This window comes from Paraburkholderia elongata (assembly GCF_013177735.1).
Taxonomy (GTDB): Bacteria; Pseudomonadota; Gammaproteobacteria; order Burkholderiales; family Burkholderiaceae; genus Paraburkholderia; species Paraburkholderia elongata.
The window spans coordinates 1-10,802 of sequence record NZ_WOEZ01000026.1 but is presented as its reverse complement, the minus strand read 5'-3'; the positions used below and the strand labels follow the sequence as shown (position 1 = coordinate 10,802).

Annotated in this window: 10 protein-coding genes and 2 pseudogenes; 4 read left to right on the top strand and 8 right to left on the bottom strand. The window is 56.4% G+C overall.

The features are described 5' to 3' along the window. The 4 genes and pseudogenes from GNZ13_RS04535 to GNZ13_RS04520 form a co-directional block, all read right to left on the bottom strand. Positions 1-553 (bottom strand): annotated as a pseudogene (locus GNZ13_RS04535) (AraC family transcriptional regulator); the annotation flags it as partial. A gap of 2,102 nt (positions 554-2,655) precedes the next feature. Further along, positions 2,656-2,913 carry a hypothetical protein gene (locus GNZ13_RS04530; RefSeq protein WP_172160878.1) on the bottom strand — a complete coding sequence of 86 codons (258 nt, stop codon included), beginning with the start codon at positions 2,911-2,913 and terminating at the stop codon, positions 2,656-2,658. 259 nt (positions 2,914-3,172) lie between these two features. Further along, positions 3,173-3,739: a phosphatase PAP2 family protein gene (locus GNZ13_RS04525; RefSeq protein ID WP_172160876.1), complete on the bottom strand. Its 567-nt coding sequence runs from the start codon at positions 3,737-3,739 to the stop codon at positions 3,173-3,175. A gap of 834 nt (positions 3,740-4,573) precedes the next feature. Beyond that, positions 4,574-4,957, bottom strand: a complete 384-nt coding sequence (locus GNZ13_RS04520) for a hypothetical protein (protein WP_172160874.1) — start codon at positions 4,955-4,957, stop codon at positions 4,574-4,576. Between the two features lie 279 nt (positions 4,958-5,236). On the opposite strand from GNZ13_RS04520, the gene GNZ13_RS53755 reads away from it, so the two are divergent. Continuing rightward, positions 5,237-5,584, top strand: coding sequence for a hypothetical protein (locus tag GNZ13_RS53755; RefSeq protein ID WP_328807177.1), 348 nt, complete (start codon positions 5,237-5,239; stop codon positions 5,582-5,584). A 69-nt stretch (positions 5,585-5,653) separates the two neighbouring features. Here the strand turns inward: GNZ13_RS53755 and GNZ13_RS04510 are convergent, their stop codons facing one another. Beyond that, positions 5,654-5,899, bottom strand: a complete 246-nt coding sequence (locus tag GNZ13_RS04510; protein WP_172160862.1) for a hypothetical protein — start codon at positions 5,897-5,899, stop codon at positions 5,654-5,656. Between GNZ13_RS04510 and GNZ13_RS04505 the strand changes: the two are divergent. Both GNZ13_RS04505 and GNZ13_RS04500 read left to right on the top strand, forming a co-directional pair. Further along, positions 5,810-6,011, top strand: a pseudogene (locus tag GNZ13_RS04505) (cold-shock protein). The gene GNZ13_RS04510 and the pseudogene GNZ13_RS04505 overlap by 90 nt on opposite strands. A gap of 35 nt (positions 6,012-6,046) precedes the next feature. Continuing rightward, positions 6,047-7,102 (top strand): hypothetical protein, encoded by a 1,056-nt coding sequence (locus GNZ13_RS04500; RefSeq protein ID WP_172160872.1) that lies wholly within the window; start codon positions 6,047-6,049, stop codon positions 7,100-7,102. Between the two features lie 25 nt (positions 7,103-7,127). Here the strand turns inward: GNZ13_RS04500 and GNZ13_RS04495 are convergent, their stop codons facing one another. Together GNZ13_RS04495 and GNZ13_RS04490 are read right to left on the bottom strand one after the other, a co-directional pair. Further along, positions 7,128-7,595, bottom strand: a complete 468-nt coding sequence (locus GNZ13_RS04495; RefSeq protein ID WP_236001803.1) for a Csu type fimbrial protein — start codon at positions 7,593-7,595, stop codon at positions 7,128-7,130. Then, positions 7,592-9,616 carry a fimbria/pilus outer membrane usher protein gene (locus GNZ13_RS04490; protein WP_172160868.1) on the bottom strand — a complete coding sequence of 675 codons (2,025 nt, stop codon included), beginning with the start codon at positions 9,614-9,616 and terminating at the stop codon, positions 7,592-7,594. Before GNZ13_RS04490 ends, GNZ13_RS04495 begins: the two co-directional genes overlap by 4 nt. A gap of 126 nt (positions 9,617-9,742) precedes the next feature. Here GNZ13_RS04490 and GNZ13_RS53750 point away from each other — a divergent pair, with 126 nt between their 5' ends. Continuing rightward, positions 9,743-9,883, top strand: a complete 141-nt coding sequence (locus GNZ13_RS53750; protein ID WP_172160866.1) for a hypothetical protein — start codon at positions 9,743-9,745, stop codon at positions 9,881-9,883. Positions 9,884-9,926: 43 nt separating this feature from the next. Here the strand turns inward: GNZ13_RS53750 and GNZ13_RS04480 are convergent, their stop codons facing one another. Continuing rightward, on the bottom strand, positions 9,927-10,670 hold the full coding sequence (locus tag GNZ13_RS04480; RefSeq protein ID WP_172160864.1) for a fimbrial biogenesis chaperone: 744 nt from the start codon (positions 10,668-10,670) through the stop codon (positions 9,927-9,929). Positions 10,671-10,802: the final 132 nt, after the last annotated feature.

Sequence of the window (10,802 nt, the reverse complement as noted above, 5' to 3'; positions counted from 1 at the left end):
GTAGCGCCGTTCTCATAGGGCTCATCGCGCTATTAGAAGGCGTGGCGCCAAGGAGCTTTAGGGTCACATCTCCGATGCGATCGGCATGCTTCCGACCGCTGGTGGAATGAGCGAATCCGGCCGCCTCCCGCAGTAGCCCCCCTTCGTCGATCGTGTGGACGAACTCGCTGCGGGGACAGGCTCGACGCAGCCAGGTGATCAGGCGTTCGTCGCGCAACGTGCTGCGTACGCCTGCGCCGCCAGCAATGAATAGTGCGCGGAAGCTATCTGCGTGGCGCCGCACTTCGACGCTCTCTGTCCAGACGAACACTGATGACGAGCTGACCACTCTGCCGCCAGAAGCCGATAGCAGGCTGACTTCGTAACGGGTTGCATCGAACTCGCCGTTCTCGGCAAGGGAGTTCGCCGACTGGAATACCTCCGCAATTGAAGCCACCTCAGGCAACGGAAAGCCGTTAAACAAGACAATGGCAATGTGCCTCACTGTGCTGATATGTGGCAAAACGTGTTGGTCCAGTCCGCCGTTATTTTGAAACTCTGAAAAACATTCCATCTAAATTCCCCAGACGAAAGTGAATTACTTGTCCGTCTCCGCGTCGATTTAATTGATATCTGAACGTGCTGCGATCCAATCTTTAGGGGGAACCTGAAGGGCCGGAGCCGCTCCCTGCGTCATGCGCGAGGGTGGCACATATTTCCCTTGGCTTTTGGCACAGCTCTTTCACGAGCGTATTATTATTTTTTATAGAGACTTGACCGCGCATCTCAGTTTTTTTAAACATTTCTGAACCGCCTGCGGATTTCGATACGATTCTTGTCATACCGGCGTTGCGGCGCAGTCCGATAAAACATCTTTTGCATGAACGTTCGCGCTAAAACGGCCAATGTATGTCCGCCACTGAGGGTGGGCATTGTCCATTGTCATTGCCACGCTCTGATTTGATGGACGACTCCCGCTAAGCGGCGGCAGAACCAGCTCAGCGTGCTGGTCGCGCGAGCGCCGAAGGCAGGGAAGAAAAAAAGCCTGCTCGCACGGGGAGCGGCAGGCCAAAACTCCGAAGGGTGCGAGGACCAATTCTGTCCCCCCTCGAAGCGCCAGCGGAAAGGGTAGGCCAATATCAAGCGTTGCCGGCAAGAATGACTGAAGATGCCAAAACGTTGGCTGGATGTGACAATAAAGAGGAAACTCCGACGATATGCTGTTCAGATAGATATGTGTGAAGCGTTGAACCGCGTAACGCTGAGCGCGCCCCCTGTGGGTACACGAGGCGTTTCGCTTGCTTGATTCGTGCGATGGTGATAGCCCGAACCGCGTCGCAGAGAAGTGTTCGGATGTCGGATACCGAACGCCATGGGCGCAGACTTGTTTTGAAGCGGACGGCGCGACACGCACGTGGCGCAGCGTCGGAACCCCGCCATGCTCGATCAAATCCAAATTGCTTGGCAGCGCCCAATGACGATTGATCGGGGTAGCGCTCAGAATCCCTGCGCGCTTTAGCCGAGACGAGCGCGGGTGCCCAACCGATACGATGGGTCAGGCTGGCATTGATATGGATTCGGCCATGCCACAAGCGGCCGTTGCAGCACGAATGAAGTTCACCGCCATGTGCGGCAGACCTCGCGCCGGGCCTCGAAGATCGGTCAAGTCGGCGAGCACTGCTACCGCGCTGACCCAATTGAAAATCAGCCATGCCCCCGATGCGATCGACTGCAGCTTGCTTGCGCGAACCTGATACATGGGCCTGGTTGAAAAGACTGTGGAAGAAGGATTGCTACGACGCCCCAAAAGCATGAATGCGCGCAAGCGACTGCGCGCTGCCAAGCGGCTTCTCGAGACAGATGTTTGCGCCGCTCTTCAGCCCCGCGGCGATCACTTGCTGCGACGTGCACGACTTCACGCACAAGACAACGGGGATCACGGATCCATGTCTGCACAGACAGCGCAACGTATCGTATCGGAGTGCATCCGGCGCCACCCAATCGAGTATCACCAAATCAACGGGCACTTGTTTGAGCAACCCGTGCAATGTTTTGTCGCATAGCGCGCCAAAACAGAGATGCCCAGCGGATGACAGGATTTCGAGCGCACAGTCAAGTGCTGCGGCATCGGATTCTAGGATAGCGATTCTCATGTGAACAGGTGCGCTTGCGAAGAGCAGCGACGAGAGTCGTCGGTGGCGGGCAGGTCGGCGAATTGATAGGCAACGCCTGTATGGTCGACTGCACTTCGACGGCCGAGTCTACCCGAAAGCACTCAACAAAATTGTTAAGAAGTGTCGACTGCAAGAAAGGGGCTGCGATGCGTCGCGCTGGTTGGGCGGCCGTCAATCGACATTGTTCGGCACCCTCGACTTTTTGCCGGGCCGTAGTATCGACAACACATCGCACGCATCACCCCATCGCATTCTAGAAGCGTCGTTTGAAGCACGGAAGTGGATTTTCTTTAATTAGGGCACGATGCACCATCGGTCGCGATGCTGTTGAAGCCGTTTCGCCATGCTTAGCGCGTTCTGCGGCCAATCCTCATAGCCGGCCGGGAAGCGCGCTCGCGTGATCCCTTCGCGAAGACACCTCTCGCGCCTTCCATAGCCGGCAAAATAAGTCGTCGCCAGACTGTTCCCTAGCTGGCCTGACTGGTTCCGCCGTCACGAATCTCTATGAGATCACCACACCGACGACGAATGTCGCGATACCCAAAGGCAATGCCAGGGCCGCGCAAAGCGCCATTCGCTGCAACAAGCTGGCCTTGGCGATCTCCCTTGTGCCGTGCGCTCGATGCGGCTGAAACTCAAGAAAGACGAGTCCCTGGCTATGTCGTGTACCGACCGATATGGAAGAATGGAAACTGAAAATCAGATAGACAATGATCCAGACGAAGCAAAGTCTCGAGAGAATCGAAAGAGCGATTACCATGCGACCCTGCGTCCTGTGTACCGTCCGCCAGTACGAACGGAAGTTAGTCTGGATTTGTAGAGTTTATGTTTCGACGCAGCATGTTGATCGCCAATGTTGTGGCGTTATCCGCCGAGGAGACGGGCTAGGCAGACAAGATAGATCTCGGCTACGGCTAGAGATCGGCGGCCGAGGCGCCCGTAGACAGCTATCGTGCAGTTGCTCACCGCGCTGCCGACGTTCACATAAACCAGTACCTGGAAAAGCGCTGAGCAGAGGGCTATAGGAAGCGCGCGCAGACGCCGGGCGAGTATCGTTCGATCAAAGATTGAAAGGGCGCGTGGTGTCCGTAGGCGATCCCAGATACCAGCAGAAGTGACACAGCAGCAACAGCGGAGCCTCGCAGTTCAACGTGTGATTTGTCGAGCGAGCGCACGAAGGCCAATGCGACGGTTGAGCCAAGCGCCCAACCAGCGATGACCTCCGACAGGGTGTGCGCTTCTTCAAACACGCGAGCAGCACCAATGAGAGCGCCACTCGCGAGACCCAGAGCTATACCGATGGACATGTGCCCGGTGCGGCGGAGAAACAATGCGACACAAGTGGTCCATACTGCTGACGAGAGCATCGTGTGTCCGCTCACAACGCGGAATCCTATTTCGCTAATCTCAATGCCGCAGCCGGCGTAGAGGATCTTCGTTGCTCCGACGATCGCCATCCCCGCTGACAGAAGAAACAGCCAGTAAGCTGCCGCGCGTCGATTCGATGAGGCGATCCATATTGCGCAGGCCAGTGCCAGCGGAAGGGTCACGGCAGCATCGCCGAAGTTACTGATCGCATTCCACATTTCGTGCACATGTCCGATTGAATGTGTGACAGATTAGCAGATGGCGCCATATTCGCTATGACGCTCCCGGTCCGGCGCCCGATACGTGTATGGCAAGACGGTAGAACGCGCCAACGCGGGTGGCTAGTCGGCCAGGAGATGGGCCTGGCGGATGATGTAGATCTCGACTATCGCAGGAGACCAGAAAGAATGCGATAAACCGGACTACATTCAGCTCAGGTCAATAAAATTTCTTCGCTAGTCTGACGGCGGAACGCTCGACCGTTCCCGCAATACTCACTGCAGGTGCGAAGGCAGAGATGTCTGCGAACGTCACCCTAGTTGAAATCCGGTCGCTCATTTTTTTGTGTCGATTGTTAGCTTGTATTAATCGATTCTGTCGCGAGGAATATCTACGAAAGAATCACGGAGGCGACGGCCGACGCGATACCGACTGGCAATGCCAAGACCGCGCACAGGCCCATCCACTTTAGCAATCTAGCTCTCCCAGCCTCCCTCGCGCCGCGAGCGCGACGCGGCTGAAACTCAAGAAGAACGAGACTTCTGCCGTGTCGCTTCCCGACCCACGCGGCGGACAGAAAACTAAAGAACAAATAGACAATGACCCACGCAATGCAAAGTCTGGAGAGAATCGAAAGAGCGATGTCCATGCAACCCCGCCTCCTGTGTACAGTTGGACAGAACGAGCCGCCTCTAGCAATCTGACATCACTGAGCATATGCTGCGACGCATCAGACTGATGGACAATATTTGGGCCTTATCCGCCGCTTTTCTTTCGGCATATCTCACCGAGACATCGCGCGCACCCGCAGCCCCAACCTGTAAAACCGAACGTCAGGCAGTGCTTGACTTGTCAAGGAAGGTTAACTGCCCGGGGAGATTGGCTGCGCAGGCGATGAAGATTTCGATCACCGCTGGAGACCGGAAGTCGAGGCGCAGGCCACCGAAAAACGCGCCTGCTACAGTTTTCGCGTCGTACCTTCGTTGCGAGGCCCATGCCACATTTTCCGCAAGATATTGCGCACGGCAGGCCAGCGTCACGCGCTGCAGCCAGTCAGCTTTGCGACCGTTTAACCGCAGCCAGAGATGTGTAGACTCGACAACGTGTTCGACCTTGAGCCATCGTCCGGTCTTCTCACGCATTGCCAATTGCGAAGCAACGAGATAGGTCAGCAGCTCCGTGCGCGCTAGCAGGTCGAAATCAAGCAGCCGAGTCATGATGGATTGTGTGTGCAGACCGAGTCATACCGTAGTGGGTAATGGGCGCGACGTTGCCCGGCATGAGCGCAAAAAGAGCGGCCGTCCCTGTCACGCAGGCGGCCGCATCCAGTTAACGCCACAAGAGATCAGAGATCCCAAGACCGATAATCCCCCGTCCGATTTAACTGCGTCCGCCGAAACATTGACGGATTCCGCCGAAATTCACTTGGTGGCGCACCACGCGTATTCACGACTGTGAGTTCGGCGCCGTCGGCGACTGCATAGTTGGAATACATCTTGCGAAAAAAGCACGCCGAAGAACAGGCTGCGCTGCACGGCGCGTACAAGGTTCAATGCAGTGCGTTCATCACCGCCTGCGATCCGCTCAGCGAGCATTGCGACGCTAGTCCAACATCACATCCCATCTGCTGCGCCTGCTCGATCGCTATGGCGCCGCCGGCTGAACCGCTACGCCTGATCCCCGACAACTGGTCGGCCGACCAGGCCCTTACCGTCGTCGAACTCCTCGACGATCTCCGCGAGCGGATCTGCACGCACTACCAGCTCGCGTTGCATGAACTGCAGCGAGAGCAACGCGTCCCTCCCGTGAACGCTCACCTGAACGACATCGACGATCCCTTTTAACCCCAACCGTGGGCCGACATCGGCCTCGGTTGGCTCTCTTTTACCCCTTGCCGCCATCTAGCCGCGCTTTTACACCACCAGCAACAATTGTTTGTAATTCTGCTTTAATGGAAGTTGACCACGCTTACAGCATGACCGAGCGCCGACGATCATGCCCCCGGCTCCGTGAGATACGACGCTAGACAGGATTCGTGCAACGCTTCCGTTAATGATCAGGAAGGGCAGATGGCAACCGGCACGGTCAAGTGGTTCAATGATCAGAAATGTTTGGGCTTCATCACGCCGGATGACGGCTGCAAAGATCTGTTCGCACATTTCGGAAACTCGCCGGGAAGGCTTCAAGTCCCTGCAGGAGAACCAGAAGGTCAGCTTCGGAGTAGAGAATGGCCCGAAGGGCAAGCAGGCGGCCAACATCACGCCGCTATAAGCGGTTGACGATCTTCGTCTAACGAGTGGGTTTCTATGAAAAGTGACATTCGCTCTATGGGAAATGATGCCAACTGCGCGCGGCTTGCGCCTGCGTCGCTCGCTCCGAAGCTGTCGGTGCAGAGTCCGACGAGCGATGGTCTGTCGGTGCCGAGGAGAAAGCATGTCCTAGGCGCCGCTGAAATACTCTTTGAAAGCGCGCTTTCAACGTGGCAGCGCACTCATCCCGCTCATGCTCTTGAAGCAGCGGCAGGCACGCGGGAGCTTTTTGGCGAGTTGGTGGTTCTTGCCGAGAGAATCACGGCTAATCAGCTTGCGGATGCGCTATTGGAACAACGCGCAACGGGAGAAAAATTAGGTCATCTGCTGACCAGAAAAGAATGGATAACAGACGGAGAGCGGAATGCCATCCTCGCTTTTCAGGCCAGTCAGACGGGCCATGAGGGCCCCTTAAGGCTAGGAAAGCTGCTGCTCGCAGCAGGATATATTAACCAGCAGCAATTGGACGATGCCATTGCACACCAGCGAGCGACGCACAAAAAGCTGGGTGAAATTTTGATTGATGCGGGATATGTCAATCCGGGGCAGATCTCGCGCAGTCTCCATTTGCAGCGTCACCTGGTAAAGGCGTCATTGCTGTTTATACTTTCTTCACTAGGAACCGCTGGTGTGGAGTCGGCGCTCGCCGACGGGCACACGCAAGCATTTTCTGTCACGGCGTTAGTAGTGCCGAAAGTTCGGATGAACGTCGTGCAGCAGGTGTCGGAACTCACAGTGACAGCGTCAGAGGTAGAGCGCGGCTACATTGACATTCCCGCTGGGTCGGTGGTCGATATTGTGGCACTGACTAGCCAAGGTTTTGCGCTGTCCTTCGATACCACTCTGCCCATATTCAGCGCGGTCGACATCAGAGGTCTGAATGGCTTGGCCAAACTCAGTGCCGATGGGGGAACCGTTACGCAGCGCGAAGCCGGGCGTTTGCGCAAGACGTTAACGCTTGGTTACCGCTTTTATCTATCGAAAGACGTTCGGCCAGGCACTTACGCATGGCCTCTCATGCTGAGTGTGTCTCCGGCTGACAGGGCTGACTAAAATGAGTGCAGAGCGTGGCCAGCTTTCAGAAGGACAGCGTCATAATCAGCATGGCATTGTAAGCCCCAACGCTGACGTCCTGCCCGCCAGGAACTTGCCCATAGATAGTAAATAATCCAACACGCGGATTATCTTTCAGATTGAGCGTCATTGTCTGCGTGCCGCCTGTTCCGTCCCCCCAAATCGTTTGCCTAGTGGTGTCTGTGTACAACTGATAGTTAAGGACGTCGCTAGCCCCCGTCATCTTGCGATTTCCAAAGCCTGATTGACCGCTAATGGAAAGCGTCACTGTCGCATTTTTGTCGCAGGTGACTTGAACAGTTGCCACCCCGTTCATCGGAGTTCCACTGAGCGGATCATACCCACCGAAGTCAACGCCAGAGGAACTCGTCACAGAGCATGTTGCCGCGTCGGCATGGGAAGCGCACGCGTATGTGCCTATCGCGACAGCGACAGGAAGCCAGTGCCACAGATTGCGGCATGCCTTCCTCATGGTTGGGTCTCAACACAAATGACGTCGCCCAGGTGTGGCAAAGCGTCTGTGGACTTCGTCACGTTCAGTGTGGCTTGGCAACTGTGCTTATCCCATTCAGCGTAGAGGCGATTGGCCGAATTAAGCCCAGTGAGGAATAATGCGCCCTCAAGCGCGACAGGAAATGATTCGTTCTGTCCGGCGATACGTACCTGCGTCCCCGGCGATAAGGGTTTTCCGTCTGGTGTCACGATACGCATCATTGCACCATAAGACTGTCGGGCAGGCGGGCGAATCACGATGCCACTCCGATAGTACGGTACGGCATTGGCGCTCAGGCTATCGATGACAGTGTCCCACGGCAGGTCTCGCTCCTCAATCCGAATCGGGTTGTCTTCATACGGTCGTAAGCGAGGAATCAAGGCGTTGCCATCGGCGTCCGTGCGACCCACCAACTGATTGTCGGCATAAACCCTGACGTTGGGTAGATTAGGCAATTGGACCAAGCCGAAGCTGCCCTCAATATGGCGGCTTAGAAATGTCGACCCATCCATCACTGTTCCGCCGCCTGAGACGCCCACGCGCATGGCTGACTGTCCGGCGAATTCGGCGCCTTCGAGCGTGTAGGTACCAACCCGATTCTGCAGGTACAAACTGGCCTGCTGGGGGGCGTTGTCGGCGGCTTGCAGGTCGTAGCCATATCCATCGCCGACTGGCAAATTTCTTTGTACTTGCAGCATGGATTGTGGACGGGCGCCCTGCGACGACGTGTGCGTCAGGCTCACGCTCGGTCCCGAGCCACCCAGCGGTAACACCAGGCTGACATTGATGGAGTTGGACGCCGAACCGCTCAATGCTCTAAATGCTGAAATCGAGACAAGGCCAACGTGCTTTATCTGCAAGGTATAGCTAACACCCCCGACTGCGAATCTAGGGGTGCCTGATATCACCTGTGATAGATATGTCAGGTTAAGTGAACCATATCTGTTAAGCATGAAACCCAAATTGGCACTGGTTTGCCGACGCGGAGCAGGGAAATTCGCGTCACCCCCAAGTTGCTGAAATCTCTCGTCAGCCGACTGAGTTTGGAAACTGAAACTGAGGTGTTCGCTGCGCCGAACCAAACCAAGCGCCCATAGGCGCCCCACCCCCATGTTGCTGCGGCTTAGCGCTATGGAAGTGCTGACCACACCCAACAATGGGGTGAGATAAGCGGCACCGATACCCAGCGTCGCCCGGTTGCTACCTTGCCCTTCAAAGTGCCCCTCTCCAGTCAAAGCATCCGTGATGCCACGGCGATACGTTGCCGACGCGAAAGTGGGCCCGTAGTCAAAGCTGGTCAGCCCGTAGTTCTGCCGAATGCCGCCGAGCTCGAGAGAATAGTCCTGTAAGCCTGGACGCAGGAGACTATTGCTCGTATAAAACGGCTGACTTACGACCTGTTCTCTCCCGAGAACGTCTTTGATAACCAATTGAACCGTGCCGTCACCGGTGACAACCGGTAGCGCGTTGATGGAAAACGGTCCGGGCGGCACATCCTTGCGCGTGGCAAGGATGTTATTGACGTACACGTCGACGGTGGAGGGCAAGGCCGCTTGCCCGGCGAATGTCTGCGTCGGTACCGTCACAAAGCCTGGCTGTGTCCCAAAATTCGTGGCGTATTGAATCCCGCCGAAACGTACGGCTCGCCCCCATAGGGCTGCAGCGGCTGTCACGTTGTCGCCAAGACGCAGGCTGGCTACATCGGCAGGCTGGTCAGTCGTCCACGTGGTATCCAGACGGACAGCGCGACGGGTCGCGACACCGTTTTGTAGCGCAATGGTTGTCGTGCCCACGCCCAAAGCGTTGAACGCACCGAGCTCGAGCAATCCCGACAGCGTATTGGTTTGCTCGGCGCGCTCGGCGAAGATGTCATAGTTGAAGTACAGGCCAGGTGGCGATGGTGTGGGGGACGATACCGGCGCTCGATACGCACTAGCTTCGGTGGTAGCGAATGCATTGGCATTGACTTCCAGTGCCAGACTTTGTGTCGATTCGTCCACTGTGTACTTCGCGCCGGACAAACTTGAAAGTGGATAGTACCGAGCGCCCTGTCGGACAATGGATACTGCCTGAGGGACTATTAAACGTAGTCGTCTCAAATCGCTTTCGGATACCCACAAGTCACTGTGAACATCTCGAAAAACGACTGCAGTTCCGGCGCTGCCCTGACCGTTCACCTCAATATCCAGGAGCAATGGCTGCTCATTTTGCATGGGGGTATTCGCAGCATCGGCCAGGCCATTCAAGGGGGACTTGGCGGCGACTGAGGCGGCGAACAAACAATGCGACGCAAGAGCGATTAGTGCGGTGCTACTTTTTCTCCACGACAACTTCGACGTCAGCGTTTCCCGCATCTGTATAGGCTTTAAGGCGTATTTTTCTGCCGCTCAACTTCGTTACGGGGTCGATCGGTAGCAGCCACTCGTGAGCCTGTCCTGGCAAAACGTAGGTGGCGACTTGCTCAACCGCAATCGGTCGGTCTTCGCCCACAGGGGTCAAGGCGAAATCGGTGACCTGCATATGTGCCATCCCCTCATTCATGGCGCGAACTTTCAGTCGCTCTCGGTCAATCTGTTCAACGGACCACTTGAGCGCAGCACTCGCATGTTGTTGCGCCTGCACAAACATTGGCAAACCAAGGCGCAGCGCCACCTGCAACCCCTGAAACCCCGGTTGGGCGGTGGAGGGGACCTCCTGAAGATAAATTCGGTAACTCAGTTCCTTGACCTCATCCGGGGCACGGCGTAATCCGACACGAAGAATCTGCACTTTGCCGGGCTGAACCGTAAAGATGGGCGGCGTCGCGAGAATGTCCTCGGTCGGCTTGTAGCTATCACGCCCGTCAGACTGGGTCCATTCCACAGTTTGCACCTGAACGATCACCGGTCGGTCACCATCGTTGCGAACCGTGAGCGCCGAGCTTTTATCCTCCGGCGATAGCGTGACTCTGATTGGCGATACCTGAAATCCGGCACCTTTGACAGTCGCGGGGACGATGACCGCTATCAGAATTAAGCTGGTCAACCATGCGGGACGCCAGAAATTGTTTGCCACCGATGCATTCCATTGCTGAGGCCACCCCGACGCATCGAAGTGGTCTTGTCATTTGAGATGGGGCGTCAGAAATTGACGGTCGCCACGACAGTATCAGAGTAACTATCCACCGACACGTCTTGTCCGCCTGCA